The sequence below is a fragment of the Streptacidiphilus sp. MAP5-3 genome (genome assembly GCF_041262505.1).
Taxonomy (GTDB): Bacteria; Actinomycetota; Actinomycetes; order Streptomycetales; family Streptomycetaceae; genus Streptacidiphilus.
Genome location: NZ_JBGCCL010000001.1, coordinates 557,285 through 576,605, shown reverse-complemented (window position 1 = coordinate 576,605; position 19,321 = coordinate 557,285). Strand labels below are relative to the sequence as shown.

Genomic DNA, 19,321 nt, shown 5'->3' with positions numbered 1-19,321 from the left:
AACATGCTCCTCGGACTCTGCATGGCCCTGCTCGCCGCCCTCTGTTTCGGCACCGCGATGGTGCTCCAGGCGCTGGGCGCGCAGAAGCACTCGCCTGCGGACCCGGACTCCGGCCTGCTCGGCACGGTCAAGGCGATGGTCAACCTGCCGTTCGCCGCCGGTCTGCTGCTGGACCTGTTCGGCTTCTGCGCCCAGTTGGTCGCGCTCCGCTCGCTGCCGCTCTACGTCGTCCAGGCGGCGCTGGCGGGCGCGCTCGCGGTGACGGCGGTGCTGGGCGCGGCCATGCTGCGCCTGCGGCTGGGACGCGCCGAGTGGATGGGCGTGGCCGGGGTCTGCGTCGGCCTCGCCGTGCTCGGCGCGACCGCGGGCAAGGAGGGCACCAAGCATCCCGGCAGCGCGCTGCACTGGATCCTGCTCGCCTCGATCCTGGTCATCGCCGTCGCCGGTGCGGCCGTCTGGCGCGTGCGCGAACCGGCCCGCGCGGCCGTGATGGGCGCGCTCTGCGGCCTGGGCTTCGGCGTCGTCGGCATCTCCGTCCGACTGCTGCCCTCCTTCCACGGCATGGACCTGACCCCGCTGTTCAAGGATCCGGCGACGTACGCGCTGCTGGCGGGCGGCGCGGTGGCGTTCGTCTTCATGACCGAGGGCGTCCGCGGCGGCAAGGTCACCACGGCCACGGCCGCGATGGTCCTCGGCGAGACGGCCCTGCCGGCGCTGCTCGGCGTGATCCTCCTCGGCGACCGCACCCGCCCGGGGCTGGTCTGGCTCGCCGTCCTCGGCTTCGCCGTAGCCGTGGCGGGCGCCCTGGCCCTGGCCCGCTTCGGCGAGGTCGCCCCACCGGAGGGGGACGCCGAAGAGGCGCCCCTCGACGGCCGGACCAGCCCGACCAGCCCCTCCGTCGCCCCGGACAGCCACGGCCCGGTCGGCGCAACCCGCGCCCGGGTGGAGCACCAGCACCACTGAGGCGAGCGACGCGCGCGAGGCATCCGGTCGACGCTCTGGTGCGCGGGGCGTGCGCGTGGCACGGTGATCTCCGGCACGTGCATCGGACGGATCGTCAGTCGCAGGAGGCCCTGTGAACCTCGTGAGCAACGCCGTGAGCACCGCAGAGCGCGTGAATTCTGCGGTTGCGCCGCCCCGGGCGCGCCCTCGGCGCGCGAGTCGCGCGGCGGTCGCTGCTCTGCTCGCGGTCACCGCGATGGCCGGGCTCTCCGCGTGTTCCGGCGGATCGGCGGACGGTGGGACCGCTCACACCGGTTCGGCGGCAGTCGTCGGGGGCCAGCGGATCAGCGTGGCCACGGTCCAGGACCAGGTGAACGCGTTCCGCGCGGCGGCGCCCGCGCAGGGGCAGCCGGCGACGGCGGGGCAGGGGCAGGTGTACGGGCAGGACTCGCCCGGTGTGCCGACCGCCGTGCTGCAGTTCCTGATCCAGTCGCAGGTGGTCCAGTCGGCGCTGAACGCGAAGGGGCTCTCGGTCTCGGCCAGTGAGGTGACCGCCGTGGAGTCGCAGAACGCCGCCCAGCTCGGCGGGTCGGCCCAGCTGTCGTCCGCGTTCGTCGCCGGGACCGGGCTGCCGCCGAGCGACCTCGACGCGTACTTCCGGACGGTGGTCGGCGAGACGAAGCTGGTCCAGGCGACCGGCGTGAGCCAGGCGACCAAGCAGGAGTACGACGCCGACGTGGCCAAGGCGCTCGACGCGCAGGTGGCGAAGATCGGTTTGGACGTGAACCCCCGCTACGGCAGTTGGGATGCCGCGACGGGCGGTCTGGGCGCGGTCGCGCGCCCGTGGCTCAAGGCCACCTGAGGACACGAGGAGTTGCCCGAGAAGTTGCCCGGGAAGTTCTCCGAGAAGTTGTCCACAGGCGAGGAAGCGGGTAGCCGAGCTGTCGGTCCGGCGAGGTAGGTTCGGGGCGTGGCACAGAACGAGACCCATGCCCCTGACGTCCCCGCCCCTGACCTCCCCGCCGCGCCGGGCCGGTTGATCCTGCTCGGCAGCACCCACCGGGTCGCTCCCGGCCTGCTGTCCTGGCCCGCCTGGCAGGCGCTGCACGCGGCCGACCGGGTCCTGGTCGGCGACGCGGCGCATCCACAGCTCGCGCCGCTGGCGCAGGCCGGTGTCACGGCGGAGGTGCTCGACGTCCCCTCGTACGCGCTGGCCCGCACGCTGGCCGTGGCGGCGGCTGGGGCCGTGGTGGTCTGGGTGGTCGGGCCGGACGGCGATCCCGGGCTGACCGACTCGCTCGCGCGGCTGGCCGTCGAGGGCGCGCAGACGCCCGGCGTGGTCGTTCCGGAGCTGGAGCTGTTGCCCGGCTCCTACGACTTGCCCGGCGCGCGGCTGCTCGATCTGGCCTGGGTGATGGACCGGCTCCGCTCGCCCGGCGGCTGTCCCTGGGACGCCGAGCAGACGCACGAGTCGCTGGTGAAGTACCTGGTCGAGGAGGCCTACGAGCTGGTCGAGGCGATCGAGGAGGACGACCGCACGATGCTCCGCGAGGAGCTCGGCGACGTGCTGCTCCAGGTCTTTTTCCACGCCCGGATCGCGCAGGAGCACGAGACGGAGCCGTTCTCGATCGACGACGTGGCCGGCGGCATCGTCGAGAAGCTGATGTACCGTCACCCGCACGTCTTCGGCGATGCCGACGCCACCACGTCCGAGCAGGTCGAGGCCAACTGGGAGGAGCTCAAGGCCGCCGAGAAGCAGCGCGATTCGGCGGTGGACGGTGTCCCGCTGGCCCAGCCCGCGCTGGCCCTGGCCGCCAAGCTGCACTCCCGCGCCACCAAGGCGGGCGTCTCCGCTGCTCTGCTGGACCAGGGAGCGGGCGCCGGCGACTTCGGTGCCCGGCTGCTCCGGCTCGCCGTCGAGGCGCAGGAGGCCGGGGTCGACCCGGAGGCCGCGCTGCGCGCCGCCGCGCGCGTCTACCGGGACGCGATCCGCGCGGCCGAGTCCGACGCCTGATCCTGCCCGAAGCCCGCCCTTGACCGAAGCCCGCGAACTCGCGGATCACGGAGGACAGATGGAGATCCGGCCGCTGCACGCCTGGCCGACGACGCAGGACGCGGCGCTGGCGGTCCAGGCCGAGCTGCGCCCGCTGGTGCGTGCCGTCCCGCTCGGCCCGCGTCCGCGCACGCTCGCCGGGCTGGATGTCGCATACGCGGGTGCGCACGGCGGCGCGGACGACGAGGTGGCCGCGGCCGTCGTAGTCCTGGACGCGGAGACGCTGGAACCGGTCGAGCAGGCCACGGCGGTCGGGCGGGCCGGATTCCCGTACCTGCCCGGCCTGTTCGCCTTCCGCGAGCTGCCGGTGCTGCTCCGGGCACTGGAGCAGTTGACCGTCACCCCGGACGTCTTCCTCTGCGACGGCCAGGGTCTGGCCCACCCACGCCGCTTCGGCCTCGCCTGCCACCTCGGCGTGCTGACCGGCCGCCCGACGCTCGGCGTCGCCAAGACGCCGCTGCTGGGGGAGTGGTCGGAGCCGGCCGCCGAGCGCGGGTCCACGTCGGAGGTCACGGACGGCGGGGAGGTCGTCGCCCGCGTCGTGCGCACCCAGACCGGCGTCAAGCCGGTGACGGTCTCGATCGGCCACCTGATCGACCTCGACGGCGCGACCGACCTGGTGCTGCAGGCCGCGCCGCGCTACCGCCTGCCCGAGACGACGCGCCTCGCCGACCGGCTCTGCCGCGTCGCCCTGCAGGAGTCCGGAGCCGGCACAGGCGTCAGTAGCGAATGAAGAGTTTGGCGACGAAGCCGACCACGCCGGCGATGAGGCTGAGCGGAAGCGTGACGATCACCAGCACGAAGCCGATGGCGCCGATCTGCCACCAGGGCGATGGGCTCTGCGACTTCGGCTTCTCGTCGGTGCCGGGGGCGCGATGGTTGCCGTGGGGGGCGGTCCTGTTCTTCCCGGCGCCGACGCCGACACCGACGGAGCTCGGCCACCCACCGATCACCGCCAGGGCGCAGCCCAGGCAGACCAGGATCAGCAGGCACAGCGCCACGTCCATCGCCGCGTTGTCGAGGCCGGGTTGGGCGTAGTCGGTGCCGTCGGCCTCACGTCGGACAGTGAGGGAGTGGCCCACGGATGCCCGGGTGTCCTCCAGCTGGAGATCCCGCACCACGACCGAGCCGTCGGTCGAGGTGAAGGTGCCGTCGCAGAAGTTGTGCGAGCTCTTCCCGCCGCCGGTGGTCCAGCACTTGGTGGCGGTGAAGCTGCCCGGGGTCCCGGCGTGGCCGACGTCGTAGGGCAGGTTCGCCAACGGGCCGACCAGCATCACCCACCCCGCGAACGCCACGGCGACCGCTGCTGCCAGCAGGCCGAACGCCGTGGTCGTCAAGGAGGGCGCGGGGCGCGCATCGGTCGTGAGCTGGCTGGGCTGGGTGTTCGTCATCTGCTTCCCCCGTGTGCGATTTGCCCCACCATGCTGCCATCGCCGCTGATCCGCGCCGTCACCCGCCCCTCCCGCGCGGCCCGGGGACTGTGTCGCGTGGCAGGAGGTCAGTTGCCACTGACGACCTCGGCGATCACGCCGACCGCGCCCACCAGGAGGGCGAAGGGCAACGACAACGCGATCAGCCACAGGCCGGCATTGGCGATCTGCCGCCACGGTGTCGGGCGCGTCGAGGCCAGGGAGCGCTTCTCGGGCTTCTGCCCGGGCACCTGGTCCTTGCCCAGGATCACGTTCCTCACAGCTGCTTGATCGATCGGCTGCTTACGTCTCTCCAGCCGCCGCTGCTGCCGCAGTTGCTGTTGACGTCGCCGCTCTGCGGCGTTGACGTACCGGCGTCCGACGCCGATCCGGAACAGCACGAGGCCCAGAACGGTCAGGGCCGCGAGGCCCACGGCGATGTCGATCGTGGCGTTGGCGAAGCCGGGTTGGGCGTATTCGGCGCCGTCCGTCTCGCGTCGGAGGGTGACGGGGTGGCCGACGGAGGCACGGGTGTTCTTCAGCTGGAGATCACGCACCACCACGGAGCCGTCGGTCGAGGTGAAGGTGCCCTGACAGTAGATGCTGTAACTCCTGGCGGAGCCGACCTTCTGACAACTGGTCGCCGTGTAGGTGCCAGGCGTCCCGGCCAGCCCGGCGTCGTAGGCGAAGTTGCTCCCGGCGCCGGTCACCAGGAAGAACACGGTGAACGCGGCGGCCAGCAGTGCCACCACCACGGCGAGCACGGGATGCTGCCGTGCGGACGTCGGCTCGGGCGCCCGCGGCCAACCGGGCGGGGGATACGCGCCGGGCGGCGGAGGCGGGTAGGCACCCTGCGGTGGCGGGCCCCACCCCGGTCGGGCCTGGCCCTGCTCGAAATCGTCCGACTGGGTGCCCTTCATGATTCCCCCTCTTGTCCGCCGCCCAGGGACATGGTGGCATCGCCCCATGACAGTGACGCCACCCTCCCCCTCGCGCTGGGGCCTCACCTTCCCGCTGGACGGGATCCCCCTGGGCGCGCAGCGCGCGCTCGTCGAATCGCTGCCGGATCTCGGGTTCACCGACCTCTGGTCGATGGAGACCGCCGGAGCCGACGCTTTCACGCCCCTGGCGCTGGCGTCCGTCTGGGCCCCGACGCTCAACCTCGGCACGGCGATCGTCCCCGTGCACACGCGCGGTCCGGCGCTGCTGGCGATGCAGGCCGCGGCACTGGCGGAGGCGGCGCCGGGACGGTTCGCGCTCGGTCTCGGGTCGTCGTCGCCGGTGATCGTGCAGGACTGGAACGCGGTGCCCTTCGAGCAGCCGTTCCAGCGCAGCCGCGACGTACTGCGGTTCCTGCGTGCGGCGTTCACCGGTCAGCCGGTGACGGAGGAGTACGAGACCTTCGCCGTCCGGCGCTTCCGGCTGGACCGCGTGCCCGCGCAGGTGCCGCCGGTGCTGCTGGCCGCGCTGCGCTCCGGCATGCTGCGGCTCGCGGGCCGCGAGGCGGACGGCGTGATCCTCAACTGGCTCTCCCCGGACGACGTTCGTACCGCACGCGCGGAGTTCGACGCCGCGGCGGGCCCGGACCACGGCAAGGACGTCGTCGCGCGGGTCTTCGTCTGTCCGACCGAGGACGCGGAGTACGCCCGCGCCCTGGGCCGCCGTCTGATCGCGGCGTACCTGACGGTCCCGGCCTACGCCGAGTTCCACCGCTGGCTCGGCCGCGGGGACGCTCTCAAGCCGCTGTGGGAGAACTGGGCCGCGGGCGAGCGCAAGGCCGCGGCCGCGTCGGTTCCGGACGAGGTGGTCGACGACCTGATCGTCCACGGCCCCGCCGAGCGGGTCCGCGAGCGACTCCACGAGTACGTCGCCAACGGTGTTACCGTCCCGGTCCCGGCGCTGCTGCCCGTGCCCGAGCAGGGCGCGAACGCCTTGGCGGCGGCCATCAAGGCCGTCAGCCCGGCCTGAGCCCTTCTGCAGACGGGATGTTGCACCTACCTGGGGGCGCGGGCAACTGCGCGAACAACCACTGACGAGCGGATGGCCCTGCTCGTTCGGCCTGCCACGTGTGTGGGTGGCTCATCGCGCAGTTCCCCGCGCCCCCGGAGGTTGCAACGACCTCATCGGCAGAACGGCGAACGGCGTCCCTACGCGCCCAACTGCGGGAGCGAGGCGACCGCCTTGCGCATACCGGAGAGCCAGCCGTCCCGGTCGGAGACGCGCTGCTGTTCGTAGGTGGCGACCTCCTCGTGGGGGAGGATCAGGAACCGCTCCTCCGCCAGGCCGCGGACGACCGACTCCGCCACGTCCTCCGGCTCCAGCAGCGGGCCGAACGCCGTCAGGACCGCGCGGACGTCCTCGCGCGCGGTCATCGCCGTGCGGACGCCCTGCGGGCACAGCGCGCTGACGCGGATGCCCTGCGCGCCGTAGGTGACGGAGAGCCATTCCGCGAAGGCGACCGCCGCGTGCTTGGTCGCCGTGTACGCCGCGTCGCCGGGCATCTGCAGCAGGCCCGCCGCGCTCGCGGTGTTGAGCAGGTAGCCGTGGCCGCGCTTCAGCATCCCGGGCAGGACCGCACGCGCCGCGTAGACGTGGGACATGACGTTGATGTCCCAGTTGGCCTGCCACAGCTCGTTGGACGCGTCGATGCCCGCGCCGCTGCCGATACCCGCGTTGCTGCAGAACAGGTCGACCGGGCCGAGGTGCTTCTCGGCCGTGTCGACCAGCGCCCGCACGTCGCTCTCGCGGCTGACGTCGCTGGCCACGCCGACGGTGTGGCAGCCGTGGCGGTCCAGCTCCTGGGCGAGGTCCTCGACCTTCGACCCGTCCAGGTCGGCCAACAGCAGGCCCCGCGCGCCCTCTGCGGCGAACCGCCGCGCCAGTGCCGTGCCGATGCCCCCGGCCGCGCCCGTGACGACGACTACCGCGCCTTCCAGCTCCATGCCCGAACCCCTTTGTCCGCACTCGACGGATCGGACCCCCGCACGGCCCGATCGCTGCGGGCGATCGTAAGCTCACTACCCGTTGGTACGACAGTGTGTCTCTGCCCACCTTTCCGAACCGTTAACGTCGAGACGTGCCCGATCTCGTCCAGCCCCCGCTCTTCTCGCCCGCGTTCGCAGCCGATCCCTACCCGGCGTACGCCTGGCTGCGCGACCATGCGCCGGTCCACTGGACCACCCTGCCGAGCGGGGTCGACGCGTGGTTGGTGACCCGGTACGCCGACGCGCGCCAGGCGCTGGCGGACGCCAGGCTGAGCAAGAACCCCGCCCGCCACAGCGGGCAGGCGCACCGCAGCGGCCGGGTCGGCATCCCGGGCGAGCGCAACGCGGACCTGATGACGCACCTGCTCAACATCGACCCGCCGGACCACACCAGGCTGCGCAGTCTGGTGTCGAAGGCGTTCACCCCGCGCCGGGTCGCGGCCTTCGAGCCGCGTGTGCGCGAGATCACGGACCGGCTGATCGACGCCTTCGCGGAGCGCGGGCACGCGGACCTGATCCACGAGTTCGCCTTCCCGCTGCCCATCTACGCGATCTGCGACCTGCTCGGCGTCCCGCCGGAGGACCAGGACGACTTCCGCGACTGGGCGGGGATGATGATCCACATGGGCCAGGCGCCGCGCGGCGGCGTCGGGCGGGCGGTGAAGAAGATGCGCGGCTATCTGGCCGAGCTGATCCACCGCAAGCGCGCCGACCTCGGCGACGACCTGATCTCCGGCCTGATCCGCGCCAGTGACCACGGTGAGCACCTGACCGAGAACGAGGCCGCGGCGATGGCCTTCATCCTGCTCTTCGCCGGCTTCGAGACCACGGTCAACCTGATCGGCAACGGCATGTACGCGCTGCTGACCCACCCCGAGCAGCGGGCGCTGCTCCAGGCCTCGCTCGACCGGGGTGAGACCGCGCTGCTGGAGTCCGCCGTCGAGGAACTGCTGCGCTACGACGGGCCGGTGGAGATCGCCACCTGGCGGTTCGCGACCGAGCCGCTGACCGTCGGCGGCCAGGAGATCGCCCCGGGCGACCCGGTCCTCGTCGTGCTCGCCGCCGCCGACCGCGACCCCTCCCGCTTCGCGGACCCGGACCTGCTCGACCTGGCCCGGCGGGACAACCCGCACATCGCCTTCGGTCTCGGCGTCCACTACTGCATCGGCGCGCCGCTGGCCCGCCTCGAAGCCCAGTACGCGATCGGCGAGCTGCTGCGCAGGCTCCCTGACATCACGTTGGCCGCCGACCCAGCGGAACTGCGCTGGCGCGGCGGCCTCATCATGCGGGGGTTGCGGCAACTGCCGGTGGAGTTCGAGCCTGTCGGTGGCGCTTCGGGGGTGCAGGCGTAGGGGGAAAGGGCCCGGCCCGGCCGGTGTTGCGGCTCAGGCCGCGCGCTCGCCCGGCAGGGTGATCCGGAGCACCAGGTGGCCTCCGAAGAACATCACCATGCCGATGGCCAGGATCACGCTGCTGACCGAGCGCCGGTCGCGCGGGACGAGCAGCGCGACGAGCGCGACCAGGACCAACGACGTCTGCACGCCGACGTTCTGGAAGAGCAGGCCTGTCAGCCACTCGAACAGCCTGTCTCGTATCTCCATCTATCCACCTCCTGTGTATGTACAAGATGATTTCCAGGTAATGGAGGATGGGAACCTGTAAAACTGACGGGTAGACAAGTTCCGTCCGCAGCACGGGAGTACGCTGCGGGTCGGTCGGCGGAGGGGGTGGTGCTCCGATGGTCTCGAAGCGCGTGCAGGAGCAGTTGGAGCAGCGGATCGCCGAGGGCACGTGGCAGCCCGGCGAGTCCCTGCCCTCGGCGCAGCAGCTCGCCGAGGACCTCAAGGTGTCCCGGCTCACGGTGCAGAAGGCGCTGACCGCGCTCGCGCGCGACGGCCTGATCGTCACCCGGGCCGGCAAGCCCGCCGTCCTCACCGGCGCCCGCCCGCGCCGACCCGCAGCCGACGCGGACGCCGGCACGGAGGAGGAGACGAACGGGCCCGCGGACGGATACGCGGGCGGACCCTCCGACGGCGCGGTCGATGTGGTCGATGTCCTGGAGCGTCGGCTCGGTCGTGCGCTGCGCAGCCGCAGGCTCCGGGTGGACGTGCTCTCCGCGACCTCCGAGTCCTTCGTCGCGGCCCTCCAGCAGCAGTTGCTCGGGCTGCGTGCCCGTCGCGGGCCGGTGCTGGAGGAGTTCCGGGTACGTCTGCTCTTCTGCGACTTCAGCGGGCTGCCGACCTTCCCCCGAGTGCTGGGTGATCCGGACGACCACCGGCCGATCGCCCGGCTGCGGCGGATCGGACAGGACCAGGTGACCATGCTGCGCTCCGCCGCGAACTCGCTGCAGACCTTCCGACTGGTCGAGAACGAGCCGCTGATCGAGGCGCGGACGCTGCCGTTCCCGCCGATGGCCCAGCTCTACCTGGTCAACGACGACGAGGTGCTGGAGGGTTGGTACGAACTGCGGGAGCGTCAGGTGGAGGTCGGCGGTCACCGGCGCAGGCTGGCCGACCTGACCGGGTTGAGCACTCCGCTCTTCGTCAGGACCCGCCACTCGCTGCCCAATCACGTCGACTCCGCGTATGTCGACGCCGCCCAGGTCTTCTTCGACTCGTGGTGGTCCCAGGGCGAGCCGTACGGCGTTTCCCTGCATCGCTGACCCGTGTCAGTCCGTACCGACGCGCTGACCTGCGACGTCGTCAGGTCTGTCGGAAAGTCAAATAACAGCGGGGTAACGGACCTCACACGGGCTCCCCATCCGGCCCGATTCGACGTCACGGCGGCCGTGAAGCGGCTGGTCAGCGTCGAGCGAGCCGCCGTAGGAACGGGTGGTTCGCCAACATACGTCCCGGTGTCGGAGGTTGAGATTCGTATGAAGATCTGCCTAGCCTCCCTGTCGTCCGCGTAAGCGGACACCGCCGCGCGGGACGCCGAGTCCTGTCCACCGCGAGGCGGCAACGTCGAGTTGACGACCGGACAGGAGCGGGGGACCCAGGTAAGTCGCCGTGAACTCGGTTCACGGCTAGGGGTGAAGGCGCGAGAGCGCCCGGGCTACCTCACGGCCCGAACCCGACAGCTCACCTCGCAGGCGTCGGAGAGGAACATTTGCATGGGGTTCTCCGGCACCGGCCGTCATCGCCGCATCCGTGTCAACAAGGCCAAGGCCATCGTCGCCACCACCGGCGTGGCAGGCGCGGCCGTCGCGCTCCCGATCCTCGGCGCTTCGAGCGCCCACGCCGCCTCGGTCTCCATCTGGGACAAGGTCGCCCAGTGCGAGAGCGGCGGCGACTGGTCCATCAACACCGGCAACGGCTACTACGGCGGCCTGCAGTTCTCCGCGAGCACCTGGCGTGCCTACGGCGGTGGGGCCTATGCGTCGACCGCCGACCAGGCGAGCGAGGGCGCGCAGATATCCGTCGCCGAGAAGGTGCTGGCCAGTCAGGGGCCTGGCGCCTGGCCTGTCTGCGGCCCGCAGGCCGGTCTGAGCCAGGGCGGCCCGGCCCCCGCGACCAACACCTCCTCGTCCTCGTCGTCGCACTCTTCGAGCTCGGACTCGTCCTACACGTCGTCCTCGTCCTCGTCCTCGGGCGGCACGTCGAGCACCCACCACACGACGCACCACCGCAGTGCGCCGACGAGCGATACGCCGCAGTACGCCCCGAGCCACACGTCCGGTGGCGGCACGGGCGACTACACCGTCAAGCCGGGCGACACCCTCTCCGGCATCGCCGCGTCCCATGACATCCAGGGCGGCTGGCACGCGCTCTACGCGAAGAACCGCGCCACGGTCGGCGGCAATCCGAACCTGATCCTCGTCGGCGAGAGGCTCTCGTTCTGAAGCACCTTGTTCTGAGGCGCCACTTGAGCGGTGGACGGAGCTCCTACCGGCGGGTAGGGGCTCCGTCCGTATTGCCCGCCCGTTTTGTCCTTGGTGTTCGTCAGTCAAGACGGTGCAAAGGTCCTGAGTGGTTCGCACGGACAATGCGGCTAGGCTCAGTGCGTAACAACCCGCATCCCCCTGAGGAGACAGTTGTGCCCTCCATCGACGTCGTCGTAGCCCGGGAGATCCTCGACTCACGAGGCAACCCCACGGTCGAGGTCGAGGTCGGCCTCGACGACGGCAGCACCGGTCGTGCGGCCGTGCCGTCCGGCGCCTCCACCGGCGCGTTCGAGGCTCTGGAACTGCGTGACGGTGACAAGTCCCGTTACGGCGGCAAGGGTGTGGAGAAGGCGGTGCTCGCCGTCATCGAGCAGATCGGCCCGGAGCTGGTCGGCTACGACGCCACCGAGCAGCGGCTGATCGACCAGGCGATGCTGGACCTGGACGCCACCGCCGACAAGTCCTCGCTCGGCGCCAACGCGATCCTGGGCGTCTCCCTGGCCGTCGCGCACGCCGCCTCCGAGGCCAGCGACCTGCCGCTCTTCCGCTACCTGGGCGGCCCGAACGCCCACGTGCTGCCGGTCCCGATGATGAACATCCTCAACGGCGGTTCGCACGCGGACTCCAACGTCGACATCCAGGAGTTCATGATCGCTCCGATCGGCGCGGAGTCCTTCTCCGAGGCGCTGCGCTGGGGCGTCGAGGTCTACCACACGCTCAAGGCCGTGCTGAAGGCCCGTGGCCTTTCCACCGGTCTGGGCGACGAGGGCGGCTTCGCGCCGAACCTCGACTCCAACCGTGAGGCCCTGGACCTGATCCTCGAGGCGATCAAGGAGGCCGGCTACACCCCCGGCCGCGACATCGCCCTGGCCCTGGACTGCGCCGCGTCCGAGTTCTACAAGGACGGCGCCTACGAGTTCGAGGGCAAGTCCCGCACCGCCGCCGAGATGACGGCCTACTACGCCGAGCTCGTCGCCGCGTACCCGCTGGTCTCCATCGAGGACCCGCTGTTCGAGGACGACTGGGAGGGCTGGAAGACCATCACCGCCGAGCTGGGCGACAAGGTCCAGCTGGTCGGTGACGACCTGTTCGTCACCAACCCGGAGCGTCTGGCCCGCGGCATCAAGGAGGGCGCCGCCAACGCCCTGCTGGTGAAGGTCAACCAGATCGGCTCGCTGACCGAGACCCTGGACGCCGTCGAGATGGCCCAGCGCAACGGCTTCCGCTGCATGATGTCGCACCGCTCCGGCGAGACCGAGGACGTCACCATCGCCGACCTGGCCGTCGCCACCAACTGCGGCCAGATCAAGACCGGTGCCCCGGCCCGCTCCGAGCGCGTCGCCAAGTACAACCAGCTGCTGCGCATCGAGGAGATCCTCGACGACGCCGCCGAGTACGCCGGCCGCGGCGCCTTCCCGCGCTTCAACGGCTGACCGAAGCTCACCCGGTTCCTCCGACGCCCCGCTGTCTTCACCCTCTAGGGTGGGGGCGGTGGGGCGTCTGAGCGCCCGACAGCCAGGGAGGGACGACGAGGGTGGCGGTGGCCAAGCAGCGGCAGGCCGAGCACAAGCAGGACGGGCAGAAGCAGGCACGGCGGCGGCCGAAGCTGACCGGCCGTGCGGCGGTGCTCGCGCTCGTGGTCTGCGCCCTGGTCGCGGCGTTGGCGTATCCGATGCGGCAGTTCATCGCCCAGCGCTCGCAGATCGACCAGCAGCGCGCCGCCCAGCAGCAGGCGCAGCAGCAGGTCGACGAGCTGCGCCGGGAGCGGGCCCGCTGGGAGGACCCGGCGTATGTCGAGGCCCAGGCGCGGCAGCGGCTGCACTACGGCTTCCCCGGCGACACCCCGTTCAGCTCCGTGCTGCCCACCCCGACCGCGACCGCCTCGCCCTCGGCGCAGCAGCAGGCGGCGGCGCAGCCCTGGTACCAGAGCCTGCTCGGCTCGCTCGACTCCGCCGACCGGACCACGCAGCCGGGACGCTGAGGAACCCCGACAAACATTGAAGAATAGAGACATGTCGCACGACCCTCAGAGTCCCGCCCAGTCCACCTCCGCAATGCCGGCCGAGCCCGTCGCACCCGTGTCGGAGGCCGACCGCGCCGCCGTCGAGGCCCAGCTCGGCCGAGTGCCGCGCGGCCTCCGCGCCGTCGCCCACCGCTGCCCCTGCGGCCTGCCGGACGTCGTCGAGACGGCCCCACGGCTGGAGGACGGCACGCCGTTCCCGACGCTCTACTACCTGACCTGCCCCCGGGCCGCCTCGCTGATCGGCACCCTGGAGGCGGACGGGATGATGAAGGAGCAGACCGCCCGGCTCGCCGAGGACCCGGAGCTCGCCGACGGCTACCGCAGGGCCCACGAGGACTACATCGCCCGCCGCGACGCCATCGAGGTGCTGGAGGGCTTCCCGAGCGCCGGCGGCATGCCGGACCGGGTCAAGTGCCTGCACGTGCTGGTCGGCCACTCGCTGGCGGCCGGTCCGGGCGTGAACCCGCTGGGCGACGAGGCGTTGGCCGCGCTGCCGGAGTGGTGGCGCAAGGGCCCGTGCGTCTGCGTGGACGGGGCCGAGAACGGGGCCGAGAACGTGGACGGGGCCGAGAACGTGGGCGGGGCCCAGGACACCGAGAACGCTGAGACCGAGGAAGCGGGGGAGACCGCGTGAGCCTGACCCGAGTCGCCGGCGTCGACTGCGGCACCAACTCTATCCGTCTGCTCGTCGCGGACCTCGACCCGGCCACGGGCGAGCTGCACGAGCTGGACCGGCGGATGACCATCGTCCGGCTCGGCCAGGGCGTCGACCGCACCGGCCGCCTGGCCCCGGAGGCGCTGGAGCGCACCTTCGCCGCCTGCCGCGACTACGCGACGGTGATCCGCGAGCTGGGCGCCGCCCGGCTCCGCTTCGTCGCCACCAGCGCCTCCCGGGACGCGGAGAACCGGGACGAGTTCACCGCCGGGGTCCGCGAGATCCTCGGCGTGGACCCGGAGGTCATCAGCGGCGACGAGGAGGCCCAGCTCTCCTTCACCGGCGCGACCAAGGAGCTGAGCGGGGAGCACGGCCCCTACCTGGTCTTCGACCTGGGCGGCGGCTCGACCGAGTTCGTGCTGGGCACCGACCGGGTCGAGGCGGCCCGCTCGGTCGACATCGGCTGCGTGCGGATGACCGAGCGGCACGGCGACGACTTCGTGTCGATGCGCGCCGACATCAAGAAGGCGCTGGACCAGGCGGCCGAGGTCGTCCCGCTCGACACAGGAGCGACTCTGGTCGGCCTGGCCGGAACGGTCACCACGGTGGCGGCCATCGCGCTGGGCCTGCCCGCCTACGACCGTGAGGCGGTGCACCACTCCCGGATCCCGCTGGCCGACGTCCGGGCCGTCACCGAGCGGCTGTTGGGGTCCACTCACGAGCAGCGGGCGGCGATCCCGGTGATGCACCCGGGGCGCGTCGACGTGATCACGGCGGGGGCGCTGGTGCTGCTCGCGATCATGGAGCGGACCGGCGCGGCAGAGGTGGTCGTCAGCGAGCACGACATCCTCGACGGCATCGCTTGGAGCACGGTGCTCTGAGGGGCTCTGACGGTTCGGCAGGCCCACATCAGGGCTACATCAGGGCCTGTCGGACCGGTCGGGTTCGTGTCGCGCGGAAATGTTCGTGAATTTCTTCACATGGAGTTCCCGTCCCAGGGATGACCTCTCGGGGCACTTCGTCCGAATTGTGGGACTGAAGGCGCTCCGGCGGGCTGACCAGCCCGATCCCAGGTCGCGCGTCCCAGTCGCACACACAATCGCAATGTGGCCGTCGAGCTGCGGATTCTCACGGTTGCCGGGTGGGGTGCGTGAGGAGGGGCATCGGCCGCGCACGTGGGGGCGCGAAGTGTAGCAGGTGCTGTCCAGACCCCTGTGAGTAGGCCGACAAATGCCAGGCAAGGAGGGGGTGGATACTTTCGGATATGAGCACCACGGAGCGTCCTCGCATCCTGATTGTCGGCGGTGGCTACGTCGGCCTGTATGCCGCGATGCGCATCCTCAAGAAGATGCGCTACGGAGAGGCGACCGTCACGGTCGTCGACCCGCGGTCGTACATGACGTACCTGCCCTTCCTCCCCGAGGCGGCCGGCGGCAACGTCGCGCCCCGCAACCTCGTCGCCCCGCTGCGCCGCGTCCTGAAGAAGGCCGAGGTCCTCACGGGTCACGTCACCACGGTCGACCAGGACCGCAAGGTGGCCACCGTGCAGCCCGCAGCCGGCGACTCCTACGAGATCCCCTTCGACTACCTCGTCGTCGCGATGGGCTCGGTGTCCCGCACCTTCCCGATCCCGGGTCTGGCGGAGCACGGCATCGGCATGAAGTCGGTCGAGGAGGCCATCAGCCTCCGGAACCACGTCGTGGCCCAGCTCGACATGGCCGAGTCCACCACGGACGAGGCCGTGCGCAAGCAGGCGCTGACCTTCGTGGTCATCGGTGGCGGCTTCGCCGGTATCGAGACCATCGCCGAGGTCGAGGACATGGCCCGCGACTCGGCGAAGATCTACCACAACGTGAAGCGCGAGGACATGCGCTTCATCGTGGTCGAGGCAGCCAACCGCATCCTCCCCGAGATGGGCCCGGACCTCGGTCTGTGGACCAAGGAGAAGCTCGAGGAGCGCGGGATCGAGATCTACATCGAGACCTCGATGGAGTCCTGCGTCGACAAGCACGTCGTCCTGAAGAACGGTGTCGAGGTCGACGCCTCCACCATCGTGTGGACGGCGGGCGTCAAGCCGAACCCGGCGCTGGCCAACTTCGGCCTCCCGCTGGGCCCGCGCGGCCACGTCGACACCGCGCCGACCCTGCAGGTCCAGGGCTTCGACAACGTCTGGTCCGCGGGCGACAACGCCCAGGTGCCGGACCTCGCCGTCGGTGAGGGCGCCTGGTGCCCGCCGAACGCGCAGCACGCCGTGCGTCAGGCCCTCGTGCTGGGTGACAACGTCATCTCCGGCATGCGGGGCTTCCCGCAGAAGGAGTACAAGCACAAGAACCTGGGTGCGGTCGCCGGTCTCGGCCTGCACAAGGGTGTGGCGATCCTCTTCGGCAAGTACAAGCTGAAGGGCCGCCCCGCCTGGTGGTTCCACCGCCTGTACCACGGCAGCCGCGTGCCCACCATGAACCGCAAGGTGCGCGTGTTCGCCGACTGGACGCTGGCCATGTTCCTCAAGCGTGAGACCGTCTCCCTGGTGGAGATGGAGAAGCCGCGCGAGGTGTTCGTCGAGGCGGCTGGTCCCGCGAAGACGCTCCCCGCGGCGCCGGCTGCGCCCGCCAAGGAAACCGTCTCCGCCTGACGCCGGCCGACCCCTCACGGGTCAGCTGCTCCCCAAGCCCGGCAGCGTCGCCGGACCACAGCCCGTGGTGCTCATAACCGGCACCGCTGCCGTAAAAAGAAGTGCCCCTGCCCGTCATCGACGGGCAGGGGCACTGGCATTTTCACTTCCAGGGGCGAGGCATCCGCAACGTCCCTCAGTCGGTCTTGATCGCCCCGAGGATGTCGAGCCTCGCCGCCCGACGCGCGGGCCAGAGCGCGGCCAGCAGGCCGACGCTCGCGCCGATGCCGATGAAGAGGACGAACTGGCCCCACGGCAGGACCGTGGTGAGCCCGGACAGGTCCGCCGCGAGGAGACGGTTCGCCGCCCACGCGAGGAACGTGCCGATGGCGACGCCCATCGCCGCGCCGAAGACGGCGATCACCACCGACTCCAGCCGGACCATCCGCTTGACGCCGCGGCGGTCCAAGCCGATGGCCCGCAGCATGCCCAGCTCGCGCTTGCGCTCGAAGACCGACATCGCCAGCGTGTTGACCACGCCGAGGACGGCGATCAGGACCGCCATGCCCAGCAGCGCGTAGAGGATGGTGAGCATCATCGAGATGGTCGAGCTGAACTGGTCGATCATCTGCTGCTGCGACTCGACCTTGACCAGCGGGTTGCGGCCGGTCGCGTCCCGCAGGGCCTGCTCGTTGGCGGTGGTGGCGCCGCCGTCGGACTTCACCAGGACGGCGTTGTAGAGCGGCGCCGTGGTGTGCGGGGCGAGTGCCTGCTCGCCGAGGATCGCCGGGCCGAGCAGACCGCTCTTCTGGTAGACGCCGCCGACGGTGACCGTGCCGCTGGTGCCGTTCGGGTACTGCACCTGCATCGTGCTGCCGACGCCGAGGTGACGCGTGCTCGCCTCGTCGGCGGAGAGCAGTATCTGACCCTGACTCAGCGAGGTCGCGGAGCCCGTGGTCATCACCGGTGCGACCAGCTGGTCGAACGTGGTCTCGTCGAAGCCGTTGACGGAGAGCGCTCCACCGGCGGTCTGCAGGTACTGGCTGTCCATCACGCTGCTGGCCGTGACGCCGTGGGCGCTCCGGAGCTCGTCGGCCAGCGTGGGGGAGACCGGGAAGCCCATCTGCATCTCGACCGCGTAGTCCGCCTTCATGTTGGCGGTGACCTGGCCCGCCACGGCCGAGTTGACCGAGGAGCCGATGACGGTCAGCGCCGAGATCAGCGTGACGCCGATGGTCAGCGCGGACGCGGTCGCCGCCGTGCGACGCGGGTTGCGGATCGCGTTCTGCTTGGCCAGCTTGCCGCTGACGCCGAACAGGCCGCGGAAGACCGGGCCGGTGGCCGCGATGATCGGGCGGGAGAGCAGCGGCGTCAGCACGAAGACGCCGAGCACCAGCAGCGCCGCGCCGAGTCCGACCGGCAGCCGGCCGTTGCTGCCGCCCTGGTTCACGCCCATCAGCACCGCGGCGATGCCGAGACCGGCGAGCACGCCGCCGAGGCTGTTCCGGATCACCAGGCTGCGCTGCGAGGACGGCTGTTCGTTGCTGCTCATCGCCGCGACCGGGGCGACCCGGGAGGCGCGCAGCGCGGGGAAGAGCGCCGCCAGCGAGGTGACCACCGTGCCGACCAGCAGCGTGGTCACGACGGTGGAGGCGCTGACCGTCAGGCCGCCGCCCGGCAGGTTGCCGCTGGTCCCGGCCCAGGCCTTGAGCGCCGCGCCGATCCCGACCCCGGCGCCGAGGCCGACCACAGAGGCGGTGAACCCGACCAGCAGTGCCTCGATCAGCACCGAGCGCCGCACCTGACGCCGGCTCGCCCCGAGCGCGCGCAACAGTGCCAGCTCACGGGTGCGTTGGGCGATCAGCATGGTGAAGGTGTTGGAGATCAGGAACACGCCGACGAAGAGCGCGATCCCGGCGAAGAACAGCAGCGCCGTCTTCATGGTGGACGTGCCGTTCTCGACCATCGTCTTGGCGTCGGCGGTCAGCTGCGCGCCGGTGTGCACGGTGATGTTGGCGCTGCGCGGGACCACCTGCTCGATCTCGCTCGCCAGCGCGTCCTGGCTGGTGCCGGGCCTGGCGGTGGCGTCGATGGTGCCGAACTGCCCGGCCTTGGCGTAGAGCTGCTGCGCCAGCGGGGTGTCGAAGAGCACCAGCGAGCCGCCCGAGGTGACCTGCGGGTCGGTGGTGGTGAAGATGCCGGTGACCGTCAGCCGCATGACCGGGCCGTTGACGGCGATCCGGATCGTGTCACCGACCTTGTCGCCGTTCTTGGCGGCGGTCTTCTGGTCGACGGCGACCTGGCCCGCGGTGGCCGGGCCGGTGCCCTGGACCATCGGGTAGCGCGGGTCGCTACCGCCGCTGCCCGGGCTCCAGTTGGCGCCGTTGGTGCTGCCAGCGTCGCCGACCAGGTTGCCGTTCGCGTCGGCGATCCCGGCGAAGCCGCTGACCGTGCCCACGGCCGAGGCCGTGCCGGGCAGAGCCTGTATCCGGTGCAGCGTCTGCGCGGTGAGCGGATCGGCGGCGCTGTTGTTGTTCTTCTCGCTCCGCTCGATACCGGTGGCCTGGTTGTCCACCCGGACGGAGACGTTGTCGTAGTCGTGGGAAAGGCTGTTCTTCAGCGCGGTGCTGACCGAGTCGGAGAAGACCAGGGTCCCGGCCACGAAGGCGGTCCCCAGGACGACGGCGAGCATCGTCATCAGCAGGCGTCCCTTGTGGGACAGCACGTTGCGCAGTGCGGTCTTGAACATGGGTGATGGGCT

18 protein-coding genes and 1 riboswitch are annotated in these 19,321 nt (G+C 71.2%); of the genes, 13 read left to right on the top strand and 5 right to left on the bottom strand.

Annotated features, from left to right (window positions below; genetic code table 11):
* Window positions 1-3 precede the first annotated feature (3 nt).
* The 4 genes from ABH928_RS02555 (at window position 4) to ABH928_RS02540 (ending at window position 3,728) form a co-directional block, all read left to right on the top strand.
* Window positions 4-963, top strand: a complete 960-nt coding sequence (locus tag ABH928_RS02555) for a hypothetical protein (RefSeq protein ID WP_370061423.1) — start codon at window positions 4-6, stop codon at window positions 961-963.
* Between the two features lie 112 nt (window positions 964-1,075).
* On the top strand, window positions 1,076-1,804 hold the full coding sequence (locus tag ABH928_RS02550; RefSeq protein ID WP_370061421.1) for a SurA N-terminal domain-containing protein: 729 nt from the start codon (window positions 1,076-1,078) through the stop codon (window positions 1,802-1,804).
* Window positions 1,805-1,912: 108 nt separating this feature from the next.
* Window positions 1,913-2,956 (top strand): MazG family protein, encoded by a 1,044-nt coding sequence (locus ABH928_RS02545; RefSeq protein ID WP_370061419.1) that lies wholly within the window; start codon window positions 1,913-1,915, stop codon window positions 2,954-2,956.
* 58 nt (window positions 2,957-3,014) lie between these two features.
* The gene (locus ABH928_RS02540; protein ID WP_370061417.1) at window positions 3,015-3,728 is read left to right on the top strand and encodes an endonuclease V; all 714 of its coding nucleotides are present in this window, start codon (window positions 3,015-3,017) and stop codon (window positions 3,726-3,728) included.
* Here ABH928_RS02540 and ABH928_RS02535 read toward each other — a convergent pair.
* Complete coding sequence (locus tag ABH928_RS02535) at window positions 3,715-4,386, bottom strand: hypothetical protein (RefSeq protein WP_370061415.1); 672 nt, start codon at window positions 4,384-4,386, stop codon at window positions 3,715-3,717. The two genes, ABH928_RS02540 and ABH928_RS02535, sit on opposite strands and share 14 nt — an antisense overlap.
* A 107-nt stretch (window positions 4,387-4,493) precedes the next feature.
* Window positions 4,494-5,324, bottom strand: coding sequence for a hypothetical protein (locus ABH928_RS02530; protein ID WP_370061413.1), 831 nt, complete (start codon window positions 5,322-5,324; stop codon window positions 4,494-4,496).
* A gap of 46 nt (window positions 5,325-5,370) precedes the next feature.
* Between ABH928_RS02530 and ABH928_RS02525 the strand changes: the two genes are divergently transcribed.
* Window positions 5,371-6,372: an LLM class F420-dependent oxidoreductase gene (locus ABH928_RS02525; protein ID WP_370061411.1), complete on the top strand. Its 1,002-nt coding sequence runs from the start codon at window positions 5,371-5,373 to the stop codon at window positions 6,370-6,372.
* Between the two features lie 179 nt (window positions 6,373-6,551).
* Here the strand turns inward: ABH928_RS02525 and ABH928_RS02520 are convergent, their stop codons facing one another.
* A complete protein-coding gene (locus ABH928_RS02520) occupies window positions 6,552-7,346 on the bottom strand; it encodes an SDR family oxidoreductase (RefSeq protein ID WP_370061409.1) in 795 nt (264 codons plus the stop codon).
* Between the two features lie 134 nt (window positions 7,347-7,480).
* On the opposite strand from ABH928_RS02520, the gene ABH928_RS02515 reads away from it, so the two are divergent.
* The gene (locus tag ABH928_RS02515) at window positions 7,481-8,740 is read left to right on the top strand and encodes a cytochrome P450 (RefSeq protein ID WP_370061407.1); all 1,260 of its coding nucleotides are present in this window, start codon (window positions 7,481-7,483) and stop codon (window positions 8,738-8,740) included.
* Window positions 8,741-8,773: 33 nt separating this feature from the next.
* Here ABH928_RS02515 and ABH928_RS02510 read toward each other — a convergent pair whose 3' ends face one another.
* Window positions 8,774-8,989: a hypothetical protein gene (locus ABH928_RS02510; RefSeq protein ID WP_370061405.1), complete on the bottom strand. Its 216-nt coding sequence runs from the start codon at window positions 8,987-8,989 to the stop codon at window positions 8,774-8,776.
* A gap of 137 nt (window positions 8,990-9,126) precedes the next feature.
* Between ABH928_RS02510 and ABH928_RS02505 the strand changes: the two genes are divergently transcribed.
* The 7 genes from ABH928_RS02505 to ABH928_RS02475 all read left to right on the top strand — a co-directional run bounded on the left by ABH928_RS02505 (window position 9,127) and on the right by ABH928_RS02475 (window position 16,581).
* Window positions 9,127-10,050 (top strand): GntR family transcriptional regulator, encoded by a 924-nt coding sequence (locus tag ABH928_RS02505; protein WP_370061403.1) that lies wholly within the window; start codon window positions 9,127-9,129, stop codon window positions 10,048-10,050.
* A gap of 289 nt (window positions 10,051-10,339) precedes the next feature.
* A riboswitch (cyclic di-AMP (ydaO/yuaA leader) is annotated at window positions 10,340-10,497 on the top strand.
* A gap of 3 nt (window positions 10,498-10,500) precedes the next feature.
* A complete protein-coding gene (locus ABH928_RS02500; protein ID WP_370061401.1) occupies window positions 10,501-11,229 on the top strand; it encodes a transglycosylase family protein in 729 nt (242 codons plus the stop codon).
* Window positions 11,230-11,423: 194 nt separating this feature from the next.
* Window positions 11,424-12,704 (top strand): phosphopyruvate hydratase, encoded by a 1,281-nt coding sequence (gene eno, locus ABH928_RS02495; RefSeq protein ID WP_370061399.1) that lies wholly within the window; start codon window positions 11,424-11,426, stop codon window positions 12,702-12,704.
* A 101-nt stretch (window positions 12,705-12,805) separates the two neighbouring features.
* Window positions 12,806-13,252 carry a septum formation initiator family protein gene (locus tag ABH928_RS02490; RefSeq protein ID WP_370061397.1) on the top strand — a complete coding sequence of 149 codons (447 nt, stop codon included), beginning with the start codon at window positions 12,806-12,808 and terminating at the stop codon, window positions 13,250-13,252.
* Window positions 13,253-13,325: 73 nt separating this feature from the next.
* On the top strand, window positions 13,326-13,928 hold the full coding sequence (locus tag ABH928_RS02485) for a DUF501 domain-containing protein (RefSeq protein WP_370061877.1): 603 nt from the start codon (window positions 13,326-13,328) through the stop codon (window positions 13,926-13,928).
* Window positions 13,929-13,930: 2 nt separating this feature from the next.
* Window positions 13,931-14,830, top strand: a complete 900-nt coding sequence (locus ABH928_RS02480) for an exopolyphosphatase (RefSeq protein ID WP_370061875.1) — start codon at window positions 13,931-13,933, stop codon at window positions 14,828-14,830.
* A gap of 383 nt (window positions 14,831-15,213) precedes the next feature.
* Complete coding sequence (locus ABH928_RS02475; RefSeq protein WP_370061395.1) at window positions 15,214-16,581, top strand: NAD(P)/FAD-dependent oxidoreductase; 1,368 nt, start codon at window positions 15,214-15,216, stop codon at window positions 16,579-16,581.
* 175 nt (window positions 16,582-16,756) lie between these two features.
* On the opposite strand, the gene ABH928_RS02470 is transcribed toward ABH928_RS02475, so the two are convergent.
* Entirely contained in the window at window positions 16,757-19,309 is a 2,553-nt protein-coding gene (locus ABH928_RS02470) for an ABC transporter permease (RefSeq protein ID WP_370061393.1), read from the bottom strand.
* Between the last annotated feature and the right edge of the window lie 12 nt (window positions 19,310-19,321).